The 19631-nt window shown below is 43.5% G+C and carries 19 protein-coding genes; 16 read left to right on the forward strand and 3 right to left on the reverse strand.

All coding sequences use genetic code 11. From position 1 onward, the window contains the following. Window positions 1–9 precede the first annotated feature (9 nt). A complete protein-coding gene (locus OD355_RS10500; RefSeq protein WP_317619116.1) occupies window positions 10–105 on the forward strand; it encodes a PLP-dependent transferase in 96 nt (31 codons plus the stop codon). Here OD355_RS10500 and OD355_RS10505 read toward each other — a convergent pair. Both OD355_RS10505 and dacB read right to left on the reverse strand, forming a co-directional pair. Beyond that, window positions 102–788, reverse strand: coding sequence for an SIR2 family NAD-dependent protein deacylase (locus tag OD355_RS10505; RefSeq protein WP_263038432.1), 687 nt, complete (start codon window positions 786–788; stop codon window positions 102–104). The genes OD355_RS10500 and OD355_RS10505 overlap by 4 nt on opposite strands. Window positions 789–790: 2 nt before the next feature. Beyond that, window positions 791–2200: a D-alanyl-D-alanine carboxypeptidase/D-alanyl-D-alanine endopeptidase gene (gene dacB, locus OD355_RS10510; protein ID WP_263038433.1), complete on the reverse strand. Its 1410-nt coding sequence runs from the start codon at window positions 2198–2200 to the stop codon at window positions 791–793. A gap of 520 nt (window positions 2201–2720) precedes the next feature. Between dacB and OD355_RS10515 the strand changes: the two genes are divergently transcribed. Next, window positions 2721–3551, forward strand: a complete 831-nt coding sequence (locus OD355_RS10515; RefSeq protein ID WP_263038434.1) for an energy transducer TonB — start codon at window positions 2721–2723, stop codon at window positions 3549–3551. Between the two features lie 41 nt (window positions 3552–3592). On the opposite strand, the gene OD355_RS10520 is transcribed toward OD355_RS10515, so the two are convergent. Further along, complete coding sequence (locus tag OD355_RS10520) at window positions 3593–4150, reverse strand: RNA methyltransferase (RefSeq protein WP_263038435.1); 558 nt, start codon at window positions 4148–4150, stop codon at window positions 3593–3595. A 131-nt stretch (window positions 4151–4281) separates the two neighbouring features. On the opposite strand from OD355_RS10520, the gene OD355_RS10525 reads away from it, so the two are divergent. The 14 genes from OD355_RS10525 (at window position 4282) to OD355_RS10590 (ending at window position 19496) form a co-directional block, all read left to right on the forward strand. After that, on the forward strand, window positions 4282–5388 hold the full coding sequence (locus OD355_RS10525) for a mandelate racemase/muconate lactonizing enzyme family protein (protein WP_263038436.1): 1107 nt from the start codon (window positions 4282–4284) through the stop codon (window positions 5386–5388). A gap of 710 nt (window positions 5389–6098) precedes the next feature. Beyond that, window positions 6099–7517 (forward strand): anthranilate synthase component I family protein, encoded by a 1419-nt coding sequence (locus OD355_RS10530; RefSeq protein WP_263038437.1) that lies wholly within the window; start codon window positions 6099–6101, stop codon window positions 7515–7517. Between the two features lie 41 nt (window positions 7518–7558). After that, a complete protein-coding gene (locus OD355_RS10535) occupies window positions 7559–8128 on the forward strand; it encodes an anthranilate synthase component II (protein WP_263038438.1) in 570 nt (189 codons plus the stop codon). A 298-nt stretch (window positions 8129–8426) separates the two neighbouring features. Beyond that, window positions 8427–9422 carry an anthranilate phosphoribosyltransferase gene (gene trpD, locus OD355_RS10540; protein WP_263038439.1) on the forward strand — a complete coding sequence of 332 codons (996 nt, stop codon included), beginning with the start codon at window positions 8427–8429 and terminating at the stop codon, window positions 9420–9422. Beyond that, window positions 9419–10222, forward strand: coding sequence for an indole-3-glycerol phosphate synthase TrpC (gene trpC / locus OD355_RS10545; RefSeq protein WP_263038440.1), 804 nt, complete (start codon window positions 9419–9421; stop codon window positions 10220–10222). The genes trpD and trpC overlap by 4 nt, the downstream gene beginning before the upstream one ends. Window positions 10223–10232: 10 nt before the next feature. Further along, complete coding sequence (locus OD355_RS10550) at window positions 10233–10856, forward strand: phosphoribosylanthranilate isomerase (RefSeq protein ID WP_263038441.1); 624 nt, start codon at window positions 10233–10235, stop codon at window positions 10854–10856. Then, window positions 10853–11899, forward strand: a complete 1047-nt coding sequence (locus OD355_RS10555) for a hypothetical protein (RefSeq protein WP_263038442.1) — start codon at window positions 10853–10855, stop codon at window positions 11897–11899. The genes OD355_RS10550 and OD355_RS10555 overlap by 4 nt, the downstream gene beginning before the upstream one ends. A 21-nt stretch (window positions 11900–11920) precedes the next feature. Beyond that, complete coding sequence (gene trpB, locus OD355_RS10560) at window positions 11921–13111, forward strand: tryptophan synthase subunit beta (RefSeq protein WP_263038443.1); 1191 nt, start codon at window positions 11921–11923, stop codon at window positions 13109–13111. A gap of 12 nt (window positions 13112–13123) precedes the next feature. Beyond that, window positions 13124–13894 (forward strand): tryptophan synthase subunit alpha, encoded by a 771-nt coding sequence (trpA, locus tag OD355_RS10565; protein WP_263038444.1) that lies wholly within the window; start codon window positions 13124–13126, stop codon window positions 13892–13894. A gap of 37 nt (window positions 13895–13931) precedes the next feature. After that, window positions 13932–14519, forward strand: a complete 588-nt coding sequence (gene hisH / locus OD355_RS10570) for an imidazole glycerol phosphate synthase subunit HisH (RefSeq protein ID WP_263038445.1) — start codon at window positions 13932–13934, stop codon at window positions 14517–14519. Window positions 14520–14529: 10 nt separating this feature from the next. Then, the gene (murQ, locus tag OD355_RS10575; protein WP_263038446.1) at window positions 14530–15351 is read left to right on the forward strand and encodes an N-acetylmuramic acid 6-phosphate etherase; all 822 of its coding nucleotides are present in this window, start codon (window positions 14530–14532) and stop codon (window positions 15349–15351) included. Between the two features lies 1 nt (window position 15352). Next, window positions 15353–16120 carry a 23S rRNA (guanosine(2251)-2'-O)-methyltransferase RlmB gene (gene rlmB, locus OD355_RS10580; protein WP_263038447.1) on the forward strand — a complete coding sequence of 256 codons (768 nt, stop codon included), beginning with the start codon at window positions 15353–15355 and terminating at the stop codon, window positions 16118–16120. A gap of 27 nt (window positions 16121–16147) precedes the next feature. After that, window positions 16148–17692, forward strand: coding sequence for a M28 family peptidase (locus OD355_RS10585; RefSeq protein WP_263038448.1), 1545 nt, complete (start codon window positions 16148–16150; stop codon window positions 17690–17692). Between the two features lie 13 nt (window positions 17693–17705). Continuing rightward, a complete protein-coding gene (locus tag OD355_RS10590) occupies window positions 17706–19496 on the forward strand; it encodes a chloride channel protein (RefSeq protein ID WP_263038449.1) in 1791 nt (596 codons plus the stop codon). Window positions 19497–19631: the final 135 nt, after the last annotated feature.

Below are 19631 nucleotides of genomic sequence, written 5' to 3' on the forward strand. Positions count from 1 at the left end.
CGGTTGTCTGTGGGCATCACTCCGGGATTGATTCGCTTGTCGGTTGGATTGGAATATGTTGATGATATTTTAGACGATATAAACCAGGCGCTCCAACACGTTTAGCACTTATAGTTTTTTATCTTTTCACGGAACACCTTCATTCCTTCCGATGCACCCATGGGAATATAAAACTCCCTTGGAAACTTTACGGCAGGAGGGTTAGGGTCTATTAAATATACAGGGGTGCCGGGCCTCACAAAATTCATTAAGCCCGCTGCAGGATACACTTGCAGCGATGTGCCCACAATAAGGAAAATGTCAGCGGTAGTTGTCACTGCCATTGCTTTTTCTATCATAGGCACGGCTTCGCCAAACCATACAATATGCGGCCTTAGCTGGCTTCCGTCGCTTGCTTTATCTCCTAATTGCATATCACCTTCCCAGTTCAGCACAATTGATTCATTCTTTTCGCTCCTGGCTTTCTTCAGTTCTCCATGCAGGTGAATGATGTTTGCAGAGCCGGCTCTCTCGTGCAGGTCATCTACATTTTGGGTAATGATCGTTACCTCAAAATCTTTTTCAAGTTCTGCCAGTATTTTGTGCGCATCATTTGGTGCTACTTCTTGCAACTGCCTTCTGCGTGCATTGTAGAAATCAAGTACCAGTTGTTTATCCTTATACCAGGCTTCCGGTGTGGCTACTTCTTCCACGCGATGGTTGCACCACAAACCATTTGAATCCCGAAACGTGGCCACACCACTCTCTGCGCTGATGCCGGCGCCTGTAAGTACTACAAGTTTTTGCATATCTAATATTTTTTGAGGTTATCGAGCAGCTTATACATTTTGGGAACAATGCCATACGAACTTCCTTCATAATTATTGATAATGATAGAGAATACATAGTTATTGCCTGTAGCAGACGTGTGGTATCCGGCAAATGCTTTGCATCTGGCAATGGTGCCGCTTTTCATTTTCATATCGTTATACACTGGCATGGATTCATAGAATGCTTTGTAGTATTCCCGGTTCTGAGCGTAAAGTAAAGCCTGTACTTCTGCGTGTGCGGTTACTGCATTTTGCGGTGACAGGCCGCTGCCATCAATCATTTTAAATTCACTTAGATCAATACCTTTTTCTTTCCAGAACTTTTTTATAACGTCAACTCCATCCTGCGTATTACCATGGCCTTTTTCTTCGAGCGCTATGGTTTTGGCAAATGCTTCTCCATAAATATTAATGCTCTTTCTCATGAACCAATACTCCATTTTATCCATGGAAGGAGATTGAAAATAGCCGATCTCTGTAGCGTTCCGCGGCAAAGCCTTTCCGCCGGATAAAAAATCAAAGGCTGTGAGGTACTCCCCTGTGGTATAAATATTTTTTTCTTTCAGCCAGCTTTTCACGGCATACAAAAACTGCCGCGGCGGATCGGGCATGGATCCGGAAGCAATGACTACTGTTTTGCCCGCAGGCACACTACCTTCTGTAAAAGCCACTTTAGAATAGGGCGCAAAAAACAGGCGCGTATCCTCACTTTTTGTTGTCTTGAAATTATTTATGATCGTTACGTTTTGTATCTCCGGCACGGTCTTGATAATGCTTACTTCATCACCTTCTTTTTTGCCGGGACGGATATGCATATCGAACTGGTTTTCATTCCAGTTGAGGCCCCACGGGCCGGCGCCGTAATAATTGCCGATGTCATCCCACGGCCAGCCGCCGGGCAAAGGTTGTAATTCAAAAGCTGAGTTGTCTGCAATAATATTTCCGTCAATCGCACGTATGCCGGCCGCAGCAACAGCTTCCAGAAAAGTTGTTTTTACATGCTCCTGTTTATAGCCTTCATAGCGCCAGCTTCCCAAACTGGGATCACCGCTGCCTCTGAATATCAGGTCGCCTTTGAGTATGCCGTCTTCTACTTTCCCGGTATGCTGTATGCTTGTTTTATACCGGTAATCCTTGCCCAGTATCTCCAGAGCTGCAATGGCTGTAAAGCTTTTTAAAGTACTGGCCGGCGCCAAGGCGGTATAGCCGTTTTTATGATAAACCATTGCGCCTGAGGCAGCGTCAGCTACATAAAAGCTTATAGAAGCATTTTTCATCTGCGAATCATTCAGCAAAGCAGCTATGCTGCGCTCCAGCATGGTATTGATGGTTTGTGCACTGATTTGGAAGGATAGAAAAAATAAAACAGCAAAGACCAATAATTTCTGCATAAAGTTGTTTTTTTAAATAGCCCTAAAAATACTTAATAAATAATTAGTGGCAGTTGATATTAAAAAATAGGTGCTTACATTTTATGGAAATAACCGGCTTTCTGAATCTTATTAATGAACAGGTTTACATAGTATTTTATTATTTAAAGATCAGGTAAGTGATACCACACAACAGCATGCGTTGATCGTGGATGTAAAATCTTTGTCTCATTTTTTCAAATGGGCTTGAAACACAATATACACAATGGTTATAGAAGGTGCATAAGTAAATAATTGTCGGCATTTTGAAAGTTTTTTTGCGTTTTGATTAAAACTCACTGTATAGGAAGATTGCACAAGATACAAGGAAATAAGCTTATTATAAATGGCGGAATCTCTTGTGCTATTCATGCTTAAAACGGAAGTACACAATGATATAGCACACAAGGAAGCAACCTTTGGCGCTCATCTTGAAAACCTTGTGCGCTGCTCGTACCACAAAATAAATAACCAATTATTGTAAACACTTAAAACGCATTTTATGGAAAAGAGTAAAATTCTGCAATCTGATTTTCTTGATATTATTTTTGAGAACAGAAACAAAGCCTATGGCGCTTATGATCTCAGGCGCAGCTACCGCAAACATATTACTTACGCCATAACCGGCATGCTAATGATCGCTGCGGCATTCAGTCTTTTGTTGCAGTTGAAGCAGGATAAAGATTCCACAACAAAAACGTTTATAACCCGGGAGATCGACCTGCAATCAGTCAGTGAAACAAAATCGCAGGTTGTCATGCCCTTACAACCAGTGGAAAAAGTAAAACCTCAGACCATTAAATTAAAGACCACACAATTTTCCACGCTGAAGATCGTAGATGACAGGATGGTGAAGGAAACTGTAAAAAGCCAGCAAGACCTGTCCAATGCGAGGATCGCGGCCTTTACACAGGATGGCCTGGAAACCAATGCAGTAGCGCCTCCCGTACAGATCAAAGGCGAAGGAGGCAATACTTTTGAGCACATAGCAGCTTCCGTAACTTCCAAAAAAATAGAAGAAGAAATTTTTATTGATGTGCAGGTAAAAGCAAGCTACCGAGGCGATTGGGATAACTTTTTAAAGCGCAGCCTCAACGCAGACCTGCCCGTTGAGAACGGCGCACCTCCGGGAACTTACAGAGTAGTAGTAGGTTTTACGGTTGCAAAAAACGGGAAAGTAAGTGACGTGAAAGCCTTGAATGACCCGGGCTACGGCACGGCAGCAGAGGCTGTAAGGGTGATCAAAGCCAGCGGAGACTGGGAGCCAGGAATCCAGAACAACACCAAAGTGAGCTCCAGGCATAAGCAGGCTATTGTGTTTGTTGTTGAATAAAATGTATAGTCTGCCTGGCTTTGCAGGGCTGTATTGTATGATCAACCCGCCGGAAGCACTTTGTATTCCGGCTTTTTCAGTTGTTTAAATGCCTCCCACAGAACTATACCGGCAGCGATAGAAATATTCAGTGAATGCTTAGTGCCTTCCTGTGGAATTTCAACAATACCATCGCAGATCTCCAGCACTTCATGCGCCACGCCATGAACCTCGTTGCCGAAGACCACGGCTATTTGCTCATCGCCTGAAAACGTGCGCCCATCAAGCTTCTCGCTGGTATCAACCTGCTCTATGCCGTAAACTTTATAGCCTTTTTGTTTTAATGCCGTTACAGCATCTGCTGTATTTTCAAAGTACATCCAATCAACGGTTTCTGTAGCTCCTAATGCCGTTTTATGAATATCCCTGTGCGGGGGTTGCGGGGTGTAGCCGCAGAGCATAACAGCAGTGATCAGGAAGCTGTCGGCGGTACGGAATACACTGCCCACGTTGTGCATGCTCCTGACATTATCAAGTACTGCGATCACTTTGTTTTTTTTTGCTTCCTTAAACGCTTCCACCGACAAACGGTTGAGTTCATCCATACTTAATTTCTTCATGCTATGTTATTATCAGATATTGCGCAGGCTTAATTTTAATCTGTGCCTGCTTCAATCTGCTTTCAAAATATTATTTTTGATATATTAGCCAGGCACATTGTGCCACAAAAGTATAAAAATTAAACTGCCGCATGCAAATAACTGCTGTAAAAATTTACCGTTTTTCCATACCTATGGTGCCTTTCGTGATCGCAACGGGTGTAATGGATTATGCACAGAACACCTATATAGAAGTGTTTACTGATGCGGGTTTGAAAGGTGTAGGCGAATGCAGCGCTTTCCCTGTGATCGTGGGTGAAACACAGGATACCTGCTTTGTGCTTGCAGAAAAGTTTGCAGAGCTGTGGGTCGGTAAAGATCCTTTGAACATTGAGGACAGAAATGCGCAATTACATGCTTACATTGCAGGTAACTACACTATCAAGAGCGCTTTTGATATGTGCCTGTATGATATTTCGGCCAAAGCCAAAGGCCTTCCGCTTTATAAGTTTTTAGGCGGCACCTATTTTGAACCCGAAAGTGACCTTACCATTGGTATTGACAGCATTGACAATATGCGCGCAACAGCGCATGATTTTGTTGCCAACAGGCATGTAAACATTATCAAAGTGAAGTTAGGCAAAAACGCAGAAGAAGATATACTGCGCATACAGGCCATTAGGCAGGCCGTTGGCAACAATACAAAGATCAGGGTAGATGCCAACCAGGGATATACGCCTGCAGATGCTGTAAAACTTTTGCAGGGCATAGAAAAATTTGATATTGAGTTTTGCGAACAGCCCATGCGCACCTACGATGATGATTATCTCCCTGAACTCATACAGCAAACAGCAATACCGGTTATGGCAGATGAGAGCGTATATACACACAGGGATGCGGAAAGGCTTATCAGGCACATGGCTACTGATAGCATCAATATAAAACTTGCTAAATCCGGCGGCATTGCTGAGGCGCTGAAAATCCATGAAATCTGTAAACGAAATAATATTCCGAACATGCTCGGCGGCATGCTGGAAAGCCGGATAGCTTTGTCTGCAAACGTACACCTGGCGCTGGCTTGCGACAATATTGCTTATCATGATTTTGACTCCTGTCTATTAGGACACCTGGCAGATCCTGTTATCAATGGCGTCACATATAAAGGCATGTTGCTGCAAACACCCGATTTGCCGGGCATAGGCGCTGAAGCAGATCAAAGTTTTTTAGCCCAATGTGAGTTTGTTGAATACAAATTGTGATTTGTGATTTGCCAATGATGAAATGGTGAAAAGTGAGAAGTAAAAAATATCAACCCCAGGCAATTTCTTCAAGTAAAAACATACAATGCATCTCAGGTTCCTTACTCGGGCTGCGCTTTGATACAATCACGCAGTGCGTCTTTGTTGCTCACGAAAGTAAAAGTCTCAGCAGCTTTGTAATAATTATATTTATCAACAACCTTTTTAAATGTTTCTTGGTAAACTTTGATTGATGCTCACCTCTCAATTTTCCGAAAGGTTGCCTGTGCATTTGAAAAATGCGATGATATCAGTAACAGGCAGGCGTATAAAGTTTTTATAGGGATTGATTTTTTCCGTAGAATCAGAAAATTATCAGACAGGCAGGAGCTTCCATCAATCTTCGTATCCATACCATAGAATGATTGTGTAATTATATTGTAAATGTTGTACTGATAAGGTATTAATAACTAATCTTTAAGTTATGACTAAAAAACGAGCAACTAAGCTTAAAAATTATTTTTTTTGAATAATAAAAATTACTATTTACATTTGCTGCATGTTTAACAATAGCAACAATCTGTGGTGGTGGCAAACAAGCTCTAAGTCGGGTCTGTTTGAATAATCCTGTGATTGTAACTCCAGTAAACATAATAAAAATATTCAGAAGGTCTCGGCAAATGTTGAGGCCTTTTTTGTTACCTGGTAATTAGTGTTTAATGCAGCATGAAATGAAAAAAGTAAAGTTAGAAACCAATTGTAAAAAAATCCTGGCAGACATCTACACGCCTGTAGGCATATACCTGCGCCTGCGCGACCGCTTCAGGGATACGGTACTGCTCGAAAGTGTTAACCACAATTCTGCTGAAAACGGCAGGTCTATTATCGGCATCAATGCCATTGGCGGTATAGAGGTGCGCGACCTGCAGCAGATAGAATTTAAATATCCCGGACAGAAGCCGGTGATGACAGACATAAAAGATGTACAGGATGTACCCGAAATGTTGTGGCATTACATGCAGCAATACGAAGTTGAAAAATGTGCAGACACTGTTGCCGGGCAGGCGCAGGGATTGTTTGGCTATGCCTCTTACAATGCAGTACAGTTTTTTGATACGATAAAACTGCCTTCTTATAAACGCTCGAACGAAGTAGACATACCGCTGATGCGCTACAGGCTTTATCAGTACGTGATCGTGATCAATCATTTTAAAAATGAAATGTATCTCTGTGAAAACATCATCGGCGGCGTGGAAAGCGAAATGGAAGAGGTGGAAACACTTATCAGAAGCAAGGATGTGCCATCGTTTCCGTTTAAACTCACAGGCGTGGAAACCGTAAACAAAACAGAAGAAGAACATATTGCCATGATTGAAAAAGGCATACAAAGCTGTTTGCGCGGTGATGTATTCCAGATGGTTCTGGGCAGAAGATTTAAGCAGGAATTCAGAGGCGACGATTTTAACGTGTACAGGGCATTACGCAGTGTAAATCCTTCGCCTTACTTATTTTATTTTGATTATTCTGATTATAAAATAATGGGTTCAAGCCCTGAATCGCAACTGGTGATCAAAGCGGGCGAAGCCATCATACATCCTATTGCCGGCACTTCCGGCCGCACGGGCGATGTAATAAAAGATAAAGTACTGGCAGAAAAGTTATTGCAGGATCCCAAAGAGAATGCAGAGCATACCATGCTGGTAGATCTTGCGAGAAACGACCTCAGCCGTTTGTGTGAAAATGTACGGGTAAATTATTTCCGCGAAGTACACAACTACTCGCATGTAATGCATATTGTAAGTGAAGTAAAGGGCGATGTGCAGCAAAATACCAATCCTTTCCGTATGCTGGCCAACACATTTCCTGCAGGCACCTTAAGCGGCGCACCCAAATATAAAGCCATGCAACTGATTGATGAATTTGAAAATGATTCGCGCGGCGCATACGGCGGCACCATTGGCTTTACGGGATTTGACGGTTCTATAAACCACGCCATTATCATCCGCAGTTTCCTGAGTAAGAACAATGCATTGTATTACCAGGCCGGCGGCGGCATTGTGGCCAAATCTAATCCTGGAGACGAGGTGCAGGAAGTGCATCATAAGCTGGGCGCGCTAAAACAGGCCTTGTTAATTGCAGAGGAGATTTAATTTGTCTTTTAATCATCAGGCTATAAGGTAAAAAATATATAATGGAAATATTAGTTTTTGACAATTACGATTCGTTTACATACAATCTTGTCCAAATCGTTGAAAGAATAGCGGGTAAGAAGGTTGATGTATACCGCAATGACAGAATTGCATTGGAGGATGTGAAAAAATATGATAAGATTATCCTTTCCCCCGGTCCGGGGCTTCCTTCCGGATCAGGTTTGTTGTTGCCGCTGATCAGGGAATATGCACCTTCCAAATCCATACTGGGCGTATGTTTGGGGGAACAGGCCATCGGGGAATCGTTTGGCGCAAAGCTTGAGAACATTGCAGACGTGCATCATGGTGTGGCCACAAGCTGTATACAAACCCGACACAGGAGCGCGCTGTTTAATGGCCTGCCTGAAGCTTTCCCGGTGGGGCGTTATCACAGCTGGGTGGTGAGTGAAGAAAGTTTTCCGGAAACATTGCAGGTAACTGCCAGAGACGAAGCAGGTATGATCATGGCGCTAGAACATACAACATATGATGTGAAGGGTGTACAGTTTCATCCCGAAAGTATATTAACGCCTGACGGTGAAACGATTTTAAGAAACTGGCTGCAACTCTAAGTCTTATATTATCAAACGTGGTCAAATGTATAATCACAATTATTTTAAATAGCCACCGGAATCAATCAGTAAAAACAAAGAGACAGATGAAATAACCATAAAGATTAAGAATCTATACCAACCGGGAATGAGTATTGAATCTAAAAAGCTGGTTATTCCATGTGGCAACTGAAAAAACAAATAAATATACACATGAAATAGTCATAAAGATTAGGAATCTATACCAACCGGGAATGAGTATTGAATCTAAAAAGCTGGTTATTCCGTGTGGCGAACAGAAAAAATTAAATATTAACAGATGAAGAAAACATTACAATACTTATTTGACTATAAAACTTTATCCAAAGAACAGGCTAAAGAGATATTGATCAACATCTCTAACGGCAGGTACAGTGATGCGGAAGTAACGGCCTTTGTCACGGTGTACCTGATGCGTACCATTACTATTGAAGAGCTTGCAGGCTTTACGGAAGCTCTTATGGATCTTTGTGTGAAAGTAGATTTTTCTGATCACAAAACTATTGATATTGTTGGCACAGGCGGCGATGGAAAAGACACTTTTAATATTTCTACCTTGGCTTCTTTCATCGTTGCGGGCACAGGTCAGAAGGTTGCCAAGCAGGGAAACTATGGCGCTTCCACCGTAAGTGGCGCTTCGAATGTAATGGAGCTGATGGGCTATCAATTCAAATCAGATCAGCAGCAGTTAAAAAAAGAACTGGAGCAGGCCAACATCTGTTTCCTGCATGCCCCTGTTTTTCACCCTGCATTGAAAAACGTAGGTCCCATCAGGAAGAGTCTTGGCTTACGGACATTTTTCAATATGCTCGGGCCATTGGTCAATCCAGCACGGCCCGATTACCAGTTATTGGGCGTTTACAGCCTGGAGATGGCAAGGATCTATACTTATTTTTTACAGCAAAGCGGCAGGGCTTTCCATATCGTTTACAGCCTTGACGGCTATGATGAGATTTCACTTACAGGAGATACAAAGATTATTTCAAACAGTGGTGAAAGAATAGCTACGCCCGAACAACTGGGCAGGCGAAGGGTTACGGAAGACGATATTTTCGGAGGCAAGACACTGGAATCCGCTGCCGAAATTTTCAGCAATGTTATTGAGGGAAACGGCACCTGGCCGCAAAATGCGGTGGTACTGGCCAACGCCGCTACGGCATTGCACTGCACAGGCAATTATAAAGATTACGACGATGCTTACTATGCGGCCGTAGACAGCCTCGATTCCGGAAAGGCCAGACAATGTTTTAATACTTTAATAGCGATGAACAAATGATAAAAAATATCCTGGATAAGATTGTTCAACAGAAAAGACTTGAGGTAGCACAAGCCCGTAAACAGTCTCCCGAAGCGGTTTTGAGCGCAAGTGAATTCTTTAGCCGTGATACCATTTCCCTCAAAGAAAACCTTCAGCGCGAAGGAAGTACCGGCATCATCGCAGAGTTTAAACGCAAGTCGCCCAGCAAAGGCTGGATCAACCAGGAAGCAGATGTAGAAGAGGTAACAGCAGCCTATACAAAATACGGCGCAAGCTGCCTTTCCGTATTAACCGACCGGGATTTTTTTGGCGGCTCCGATAAGGATCTTATTGCCGCAAGGAAAAACAATATACCTATACTCCGCAAAGAATTTATTATAGATGAATACCAGCTTTTGGAAGCAAAAGCCATAGGCGCTGATGTAGTATTATTGATCGCAGCCTGCCTTCCGCCGCAAAGAGTAAAAGAATTAGCTAAATTTGCAAAGAAATTGTCTTTGGAAGTCTTGCTGGAGTTGCACGCAGAAGCAGAGCTGCAGCATATTTGTGATGAGGTGGATTTTGTAGGAATTAACAACCGCAACCTGAAAACATTTGAAGTAGATGTGGAACATTCTGTGCGGTTGATGCAGAAACTGCCCGCAGGCAAAATCTGTATCGCAGAAAGTGGCATAGATAATGCGGATGTAGTGATAGCTTTGCGCAATAAAGGTTTCCAAGGATTTCTGATCGGTGAAAACTTTATGAAGCATCAGAATCCGGGCCTGGCTTTTAAAGAGTATGTAGAACAATTAAAACAAAAGCAGCATGAAAGTTAAGGTGTGTGGAATGACACAACTTGAACAGATTTACGGAGTAGAGAAAGCAGGGGCAGATTATGTAGGCTTTATTTTTTACAGGGCATCTCCAAGATATGTTTTAAATCATTTGTCAACATTTGATATCAGGGATCTTAACGTAGATATTCAGCGCATCGGTGTGTTTGTAAATGAAGACGAGAATGAAGTGCTGCGTATAGCCGATGAGTGCGACCTGGACATGGTGCAATTACACGGCGATGAAACGCCTTCTTATTGCGCCAATATATCTAATCACTACCCGGTGGTGAAAACATTCAGGATGCTGAAAGATGATAATATTTTGTGGAAGGTGAATAAATATGCCAATGTGAGCGATTACTTCCTCTTTGACACCAAAACAGTCCAGTTTGGCGGCTCGGGAGAAAAATTTGACTGGAGTACTTTGGTGGATATTGATATACCCAATCCTTATTTTTTAAGCGGTGGAATAGGGGTAGATGATGCTGAAGCCATCAACTCATTTGCTGAAGAAATTGTCTCGAAAAAATTAATTGCTGTTGATATAAATAGTAAATTTGAATTGAGCCCCGGCAATAAAGATGTACGCCAGGTAGAGCGTTTTATTGTGGATTTAAAAAGCTATAAAAAATGAAACTAAGCATAAATCATTCTTACATTTCCATCTCTGTGAAGATCAAATGCCTGTTGCTTGTGGCTGCGGTTGCCTGCACGGTGCCGGTTTCTGCACAAACAGAAATCGACAGGATCAATTCTGACAGCGCTGCGATGCAATTCTTCAGAAAGCATGTTATAGGCACCAATACCAAAAGCAATTTCAATGATTTTAAATTGATTGACGGTACCGAGTGGATCAATTTTTACAATTTCAGCGAACAGCAGAAAAACGATCTTCTGGGCAGATACAAATACCGCAAATGGGCTAAGCTGGATCTGAACGGGGATAAAAAAGATGATCTTGTTATCAGCGGTTACCTCAGTAAAAAAGCGGGCTACTCGCAACATTACCGTCTGTTCATTTTCCTGGCAGATAACTACAACAATTTCCCGCATATAAAATACAATTCACCGGTTCCTACTTACTTTAATGTGCTTGAGACAGATGGAAAAAATTACCTGGAGATAGCTAAGTGGACAAACGATTTGTATAAAAAAGTGGAAGGCGTTCCCTTAAGGGTAGATACGGTAATGTTTCATCCTGAAATACAGATGCTGGTAGATTATAAGAAGTTAGTGGATCCTGCCACTATTGCCAGGGTTGTTTATACGGAACAATATTTCCCCAAAGGCAATATACAGGTAACGCTTGTGAACCAGCGGGAAAGAAATTCAGATATGGTGATCACTGAAGATGCTCAGAATGGGAAAAAACCAGCGGTACACAATGCAAAGATCGCCAAAGACATGATGGGTGATTTCCTGGATGTGGTGGCTACCCTGCGCAGGTACGAAAAAAGCAAAGATGCGTCTATTGTTATGAACGATGATACATTCACCTCAATGCTGGAAGTGCATTATGCGGATGGTTCTAAACAGGTTTTCAACGACAATACGGGCGAAAGCTCATACTCGCTCAAAGCGGTTTACGACTGGCTGAGAATGTCTGTCAGCAACGTTTTCGAGCAAATGGCTCAAAGGCAACAAAGCTACTATTATTACGATCCTTTTGACTGGTAGGTAAAAAAATAAAAAAGATTTATGCAAAGAATAGAGGTTGATGAAAAAGGCTATTACGGAGAATTCGGCGGAGCCTACATTCCCGAAATGCTCAACAGGAATATTGAAGAATTAAAGTCGCGCTACCTGGAAATTATGAACGATGCGTCTTTTAAGGCTGAGTTTCAACTGCTGCTGAAAGATTACGTAGGACGCCCGTCGCCACTGTATTACGCAGAGCGGTTAAGCGCACAATACCATACAAATATTTACCTGAAAAGGGAAGATCTGAACCATACCGGTGCACATAAGATAAACAATGCGCTTGGACAGGTATTGCTGGCAGAAAGGCTTGGCAAGAAAAAGATCATTGCAGAGACCGGAGCAGGCCAGCATGGCGTAGCCACAGCTACAGCCTGTGCTTTAAAAGGGCTGGAATGTATTGTGTACATGGGCGAGGTGGACATTGCCAGGCAGGCGCCTAACGTAGCCAGGATGAAGATGCTGGGAGCAGAGGTAATACCTGCTATGAGTGGCAGCAAAACGCTGAAAGATGCTACCAATGAGGCTTTGCGGCATTGGATCAATAATCCGTCCGATACCCATTACGTAATCGGTAGTGTCGTGGGGCCCCATCCTTTTCCGGATATGGTTACCCGTTTTCAGAGCATCATCAGTGAAGAGATCCGTTGGCAGCTCAAAGAAAAAACAGGCTCGGAGCTGCCTACTCATGTGCTCGCCTGTGTGGGCGGCGGCAGCAATGCAGCAGGAGCATTCTATCATTTTCTTAATGAAAGAGAAGTGAATCTGGTAGCCGTGGAGGCGGCAGGCTTAGGCGTAGATACAGGCAGTACAGCGGCTACGACCAGGCTTGGCAAGGTAGGTGTGCTGCATGCAAGCAAAAGCCTGGTAATGCAGACAGATGACGGCCAGGTAATAGAGCCGCACAGCATTTCAGCAGGGTTGGATTATCCCGGTATTGGCCCCATGCATGCTTACCTGTTTGATTCTGGCAGGGCTACTTATCTGCATGCCACCGACGATGAGTCGCTGAAGGCAGCATACAATCTTACAAAGATCGAGGGCATCATTCCTGCATTGGAAAGCGCGCATGCTCTTGCAGTGCTGGAGAAAATGAACCTTACCAAAAAGGATGTAGTTGTAGTGTGCCTCAGTGGCAGAGGAGATAAAGATATGGAAACGTATATACAAAGAATGCATAAATTTATTTAATTGATCAGAGAAATGTCACGTATACTTAAATTGTTTGAAACTAAATGTAATAACGTACTCAACATTTATTGTACTGCCGGCTACCCCAAACCGGATAGTACTGTACCCATAATGAAAGCCCTGCAGGAAAACGGCGCAGACATCATTGAACTGGGCATGCCTTACAGCGATCCTGTTGCAGACGGACCGGTAATACAACATAGTGACGACGTGGCTTTGAAAAATGGCATGACCATTCAGAAACTGTTTGAACAGCTTAAAAACTTCAGGAAGGAAATACATATACCGGTAGTGCTCATGGGATATTTAAACCCGGTATTGCAATACGGCTTTGAACAGTTTTGTGCCAAAGCCGCAGAAGTAGGAGTTGACGGCCTCATTATTCCTGACCTGCCTGCATACGAGTTTGAAAATGAATACAGCATTCATACAAAAAAACACGGGCTTGATTTTATTTTCCTCGTAACGCCCGAAACATCAGAAGAACGTGTAAGGAAATTAGATGAGCTTACTTCAGGATTTTTGTATGCCGTTACTTCATCTTCCACTACCGGTGGCAATAAGGATTTTGATACCGTAAGTGATTATTTGCAAAAACTTCGATCCTATAATTTAAAAAACCCGGTGCTTGCGGGCTTCGGGGTAAAAGACAAAGCTACCTTCCGCAAGGTTTGTGAGCATGCCAACGGCGCCATTATCGGCAGTGCATACATCCGTGCGTTGCAGGGAGATAACAGCATTGAGGAAAACACGCAAACTTTCCTCAAAATGGTAACCGCATAAGTAAATATCCGAATTTAGAGATAACTTTGCAGCTTAAATGAAAATCACAATCGTAAAATACAATGCCGGCAATGTGCAGTCTGTTTTATATGCGCTCCAGAGAATCGGCTATAATGCAGTGGTAACGGCCGATCCCGAAGAAATAAACCAGGCAGACAAGGTAATTTTACCGGGCGTGGGGCAAGCAGGCAGCGCCATGGAGTATCTGAAAGAGCGGGGGCTTGACGAAGTGATTGTAAATCTAAAACAACCCATACTCGGCATCTGTCTGGGCATGCAGCTCATGTGTAGGCGCAGCGAAGAAGGGGATACACCATGCCTGGGGATCTTTGATGAAGAGGTAATGAAATTTCAATCGCCGCAGCTAAAGGTTCCCCAGATAGGGTGGAACACTGTTTATGATCTTAAATCAGATCTTTTCGCCGGCATGAAGGAAAACAGCTTTATATACCTGGTGCATGGTTATTATGCTTCGGTTGGCACCCATACCATTGCAAAAGCAAACTATATCCGGGAATACAGCACAGCTTTGCAGAAAGATAATTTTTATGGCGTACAGTTTCATCCCGAAAAAAGCGCTGATGCCGGTGAACTTATTCTGAAAAATTTTATTGAAAAAATATAAGGAGATTATTATGCCTACAAACTTTGTAAAAACTACGGAACAGGACTCCAAATACAGGCACCTTGAAAAAATGCCGGTGCACGAATTGCTGGTAAACATGAATAACGAAGACAAATCTGTTCCTGTAATTGTTGAGCAGGCTATACCACAGATTGAGAAACTTGTTGAAGTGGTCGTAGAGAAATTAAGCAACGGGGGAAGATTGTTTTACATCGGCGCGGGCACCAGCGGCAGGCTTGGCATACTGGACGCAAGCGAGATACCGCCCACGTTTGGCGCAAGCCCCGACCTTGTAAACGGCATTATTGCCGGAGGTAAAGAGGCTATAACCAATGCAGTAGAGCGGGCAGAAGACAGCAAAGAACAAGGATGGGAAGACCTGCAGCAATACAACCCTACCGACCAGGATGTGGTTGTGGGCATCGCTGCAAGCGGCACTACCCCTTACGTGATCGGTGCATTGGAAAAATGTAAAGAGCAGGGCATCATTACCGGTTGTGTTACCAGCAACGAAAACTCTCCGTTAGCCCGCGTGGCAGACTATCCTATTGAAGTAGTGGTAGGGCCGGAATTTGTTACGGGAAGCTCAAGGTTAAAAAGCGGCACAGCCCAGAAGCTGGTGCTCAACATGATCACCACCTCAACCATGATACGCCTGGGAAGAGTAAAGGATAATAAAATGGTGAATATGCAACTGACCAATGAAAAGCTGGTAGACAGAGGTACTAAAATGCTGATGAAGGAATTGAAAATAGATGATTACGAGAAGGCCAGAACCATTTTGCAGGAATTTGGCAGTGTAATGAAAGCGATCAAAGAAGCAAAGAATTAATATGGCGTTCATAAAAAAATCAACAAATTCCTACCAATCAAAAAAAAATATGATTGCAGGGCGCAACCCTGTAATAGAAGCCCTGAACAGGCAGGAAAATATCGATAAGATACTGATGTTTAAAAATGCTTCGGGCGATGCTATCGGGGAAATACGCAGGCTTGCCAAAGCACTCAACATACCCGTACAATATGTGCCGAACGAAAAACTTAACAGCCTTACCAACATCCTGCACCAGGGTGTGGTAGCTTTTAAATCTGCCGTTATCTACCAGGACCTGCAGCAGGTGATCGACTGGATAGTGGGCGAAGGCGAAGCGCCTTTGCTGCTGATGCTTGACGGTGTTACCGATGTAAGAAATATCGGCGCCATCGCACGCAGCGCAGTATGCACGGGCGCGCAGGCCATCATTATACCCGACAAAGGCGTAGGCGCTTTGAATGAAGAGGCTGTTAAAAGCAGTGCCGGTGCATTGGAGCAAATTCATATTTGCCGCGTAAGCAGCTTAGCCAAAGCGGTAGATGATTTGCATTTGAACGGCATCAGAATATTTGCAAGTGAAATGAATGCGCGTAAGAAAATATTTGAACTGCCATTGCAGGAGCCGTGTTGCATTGTGATGGGTGATGAGGGCAAAGGCATCCAGTCCTTTATTTCGAAATCCGCTGATGAGCATTTTTCTATTCCGATGAAAAATAATTTCGATTCATTCAATGTATCGGTGGCTTGCGGTATTTCTTTGTACGAAGCCATGAAACAAAGATTGTAGCAAAACCAAACCAATAAATCATAACTTATGAGAAGGACCCTCTCTTTTCTGGCTGTTGCTTTCATTTCACTGAACACATTTTCACAAACCCGTGAAACTTTTGTCAACAACATTGTGCAGGAAGTGAATGCCAACTCTAAACTGGAATCTTTAGCCCATGAGCTTGTAGACGTTATCGGCCCGCGCCTGGTAGGCACACCACAGATAAAGCAGGCCAATGACTGGGTTATAAAAAAATATGCAGCCCTTGGCATTCCAGCTGCAAACCAACAGTACGGTACCTGGCGTTCCTGGCAAAGAGGAATCACCCATATTGATATGATTGCTCCGCGTGTAAAAACACTGGAAGGCATGCAGCTGGCCTGGAGCCCTTCAACAAACGGCAAAACATTAACCGGCCAGACGATTGTGATCCCGGAATCAGTTACCGATTCGGCATCATTGGTAAAGTGGTTGCCCAAGGCCAGGGGAAAGTTTGTTTTAATATCTCCGGAACCCGCTACAGGCATTCCTTTCGCTACATGGGATGAATTTGGTTTCAAAGATAATTATAAAAGGATCAGTGCAATTGACAGCACAAGAAATGCACATGCACAGCAGAGGTTGTTGCAGACAGGCCGCTCTGCATTCTTTCGCATGCTTGACAGATCGGGCGCTTTTGGCTTATTGTCTATGTACTGGTCGCGCGGCTACGGCGTTAATAAAATATTTTCAGCTTACACAAAAAATATTCCTGTTGTAGATATTGCCCTGGAAGATTATGGCCTGCTTTACAGGCTTACACAGTCGGGCAATACGCCAACCATATCTTTAAAGGCAGACTCCAAAGAGTTGGGCACAGCTCCTGTATACAATACCATCGCCACACTCAAGGGGAGTACCAAACCAGAAGAATATATTGTGCTTTCAGCGCATCTTGACTCGTGGGACGGGGCTACAGGCGCTACGGACAACGGTACCGGCACTATCCTTATGATGGAAGTAATGCGGTTGCTGAAAAAATATTATCCCAATCCCAAACGCACCATCATTGCCGGTCACTGGAACAGTGAAGAGCAGGGCCTGAACGGTTCAAGAGCCTTTGTGGCAGACCATCCGGAGATTGTAAAAAATATCCAGGCAGTATTTAACCAGGACAATGGTACCGGCCGCATTTCGTTCATTTCAGGCCAGGGTTTTAAAAACGCCTCTGCATATTTCAACCGCTGGCTGGAGCCGGTTCCTGATTCTATCAGGAGCCACATCCAAACTACTTTTCCCGGTATTCCGGGCGGTGGCGGCAGCGACCATGCGGCATTCGTAGCAGCTTCTGCGCCTGCATTCATGCTGGGTTCCAATAGCTGGAACTACGGTACGTATACCTGGCATACCAACAGGGATACCTACGACAAGATCGTTTTTGATGAAGTAAAGAAGAATGTAATACTGGTAGCTATACTTGCTTACATGGCGAGCGAAGATCCCGAAAGAACGCCCCATGCATTTGAAACATTGCCCATAAATGAGCGTACAGGCAAACCTCATGTAGTGCCGGAAGTTCGCGCACCTGAAAGAAACGGCGGCTTTGATTAATTAAAATGCACCAGTGAAGAACGGTATAAAATATATTTTAGGCAGCTTAAGAATGAGTGTTTTATTCTTAAAGCGCAGGCTTACCCACCAGCAGTTTATGTTGTTTTCCTGTGTGGCTGTAGGCTTGCTGGTAGGGCTTGCTGCTATTATTTTAAAGCTGTTTGTGTTCAGGATAGAAAAGTATGTATTTGAATACTGGAAAATCGGGAACATTCTCTGGTACCAGTCCTTGCTGCCTGTAGTGGGCATCGGTATTTCAGCTTTGCTGGTATACAGGGTATTTAAGAATAATTTTTTAAAAGGCAATGATAAAATCGTTTATTCCATTGCCAAGCAATCGTCTAACCTGCCGCTCAGCCAGACTTACTCACATGTGCTTACCAGTGGCATCACTGTTGGCCTGGGCGGCTCACTCGGTCTTGAGTCTCCGATTGTAGCCACCGGCGCTGCGATCGGTTCCAACTATGGCAGGAGCGTTCTTTTGTCTTACAAAGATAAAACATTGCTGATAGCATGCGGTGTAGCATCGGGTATCGGTACTGCCTTCAGCGCGCCTGTTGCGGGCGTGCTGTTTGCGCTGGAAGTTTTATTCATAGAAATATCAACGGCATCATTCATACCCTTATTGATCTCTGCAGCCACGGGAGCCATTATGTCGAATATTATCCTGGGCGATGAAATATTATTGTCGTTTACCGATATCAAATCATTTGATTACAACAACGTAATTTTCTATGTAGGCATCGGCTTGTTCTCAGGTCTGCTTGCACTGTTGCATCTGAAATCATTTCAATGGATGCAAAATTTATTTGAAGGCTTTCATAGCAGGAAACGCAAGTGGCTGATCGGCTCGCTGGCCTTATCGGTACTTATCTTTTTCTTCCCGCAATTGTATGGCGAGGGCTACCTTACTTTAAAGGCCATTGCAGAAACCGGCAATATCGATGGAAGGTCCATACTGATCAGGTTTACAGACAATCAGTGGATAATTTTATTTTACCTGATAGCGGTAATGATTTTAAAAATATTTGCCAGCGGCTTCACCTTGTTCGCAGGCGGCAACGGCGGTAGTTTTGCACCTGCTTTGTTTATCGGCGGTATGCTCGGCTTTATCTTCGGCAGGTTTTGCCAGATGATAGGCTTTCACGATATTCCTATGGCCAACTTCCTGGTAGCGGGCATGGCAGGCATGCTCAGCGGCGTTTTCTTTGCCCCGCTTACCGCTATATTTTTGAGCGCAGAAGTTACCAATGGTTATTCTTTGTTCATTCCTTTAATGATCGTTTCTGCCATCAGCTTCTTCGTGGTGAAATCGTTCGAATCATTGTCTTATGAAATGAAGCGCCTGTCTAAAGACAAGCATATTGACGTGACAGACCGTGATGCTTACCTGATGAGCCGGCTGGAGTTGCGGCTGCTGATACAGGATGACTACCCGAGGTTTTTAACCACCGATAAGCTGGATACCATCATTAAAAAGATCGCAGAATCCGATAAGGATGTATATGCAGTGGTTGATGATAACGGTGTGCTGAAAGGCCTGATAAGGCTGAAGAATTTTAAATATATTCTGCTGGAAAGAACGGGCGACAGGGAGAAGCTAACTGCCGAAGACCTGATGCAAAAAGAGAAAGCACTCACCCTTAAAGACGATATAGATTCTGCATTGCACATGTTTGAGATTTCTGAGAACACCAACTCTGTATTGCCTATCACAGATTCTAAAAATGTATTGCTGGGCTTTATAAGAAAATCATCTATACTGGATAAATACAGGCGCGAATTACTCGAGAGCAGCAACTGATCAATAATTTTAATTTTAAAAATATATTTGCAGTATGAAGTAACCATAGAATATTAAGCATTCACAGCCCGGAAATGAGTATTGAATCTAAAAGGTGTTTATTTCATGTGTCGACTGATAAACAATATAAATATA

It is taken from the genome of Haoranjiania flava (assembly GCF_025631005.1).
In the GTDB taxonomy this organism is placed as follows: Bacteria; Bacteroidota; Bacteroidia; order Chitinophagales; family Chitinophagaceae; genus Haoranjiania; species Haoranjiania flava.

Excerpts from the sequence above, each read along its gene's own strand:
- OD355_RS10505 (WP_263038432.1), bottom strand. The coding sequence starts at position 788 with ATGCAAAAACTTGTAGTACTTACAGGCGCCGGCATCAGCGCAGAGAGT.
- trpB (WP_263038443.1), top strand. The coding sequence starts at position 11,921 with ATGCAAAGAATAGAGGTTGATGAAAAAGGCTATTACGGAGAATTCGGC.
- OD355_RS10535 (WP_263038438.1), top strand. The coding sequence starts at position 7,559 with ATGGAAATATTAGTTTTTGACAATTACGATTCGTTTACATACAATCTT.
- rlmB (WP_263038447.1), top strand. The coding sequence starts at position 15,353 with ATGGCGTTCATAAAAAAATCAACAAATTCCTACCAATCAAAAAAAAAT.
- trpC (WP_263038440.1), top strand. The coding sequence starts at position 9,419 with ATGATAAAAAATATCCTGGATAAGATTGTTCAACAGAAAAGACTTGAG.
- dacB (WP_263038433.1), bottom strand. The coding sequence starts at position 2,200 with ATGCAGAAATTATTGGTCTTTGCTGTTTTATTTTTTCTATCCTTCCAA.
- trpA (WP_263038444.1), top strand. The coding sequence starts at position 13,124 with ATGTCACGTATACTTAAATTGTTTGAAACTAAATGTAATAACGTACTC.
- OD355_RS10515 (WP_263038434.1), top strand. The coding sequence starts at position 2,721 with ATGGAAAAGAGTAAAATTCTGCAATCTGATTTTCTTGATATTATTTTT.
- OD355_RS10525 (WP_263038436.1), top strand. The coding sequence starts at position 4,282 with ATGCAAATAACTGCTGTAAAAATTTACCGTTTTTCCATACCTATGGTG.
- OD355_RS10530 (WP_263038437.1), top strand. The coding sequence starts at position 6,099 with ATGAAAAAAGTAAAGTTAGAAACCAATTGTAAAAAAATCCTGGCAGAC.
- trpD (WP_263038439.1), top strand. The coding sequence starts at position 8,427 with ATGAAGAAAACATTACAATACTTATTTGACTATAAAACTTTATCCAAA.
- OD355_RS10550 (WP_263038441.1), top strand. The coding sequence starts at position 10,233 with ATGACACAACTTGAACAGATTTACGGAGTAGAGAAAGCAGGGGCAGAT.
- OD355_RS10585 (WP_263038448.1), top strand. The coding sequence starts at position 16,148 with ATGAGAAGGACCCTCTCTTTTCTGGCTGTTGCTTTCATTTCACTGAAC.
- murQ (WP_263038446.1), top strand. The coding sequence starts at position 14,530 with ATGCCTACAAACTTTGTAAAAACTACGGAACAGGACTCCAAATACAGG.
- OD355_RS10520 (WP_263038435.1), bottom strand. The coding sequence starts at position 4,150 with ATGAAGAAATTAAGTATGGATGAACTCAACCGTTTGTCGGTGGAAGCG.
- OD355_RS10555 (WP_263038442.1), top strand. The coding sequence starts at position 10,853 with ATGAAACTAAGCATAAATCATTCTTACATTTCCATCTCTGTGAAGATC.
- hisH (WP_263038445.1), top strand. The coding sequence starts at position 13,932 with ATGAAAATCACAATCGTAAAATACAATGCCGGCAATGTGCAGTCTGTT.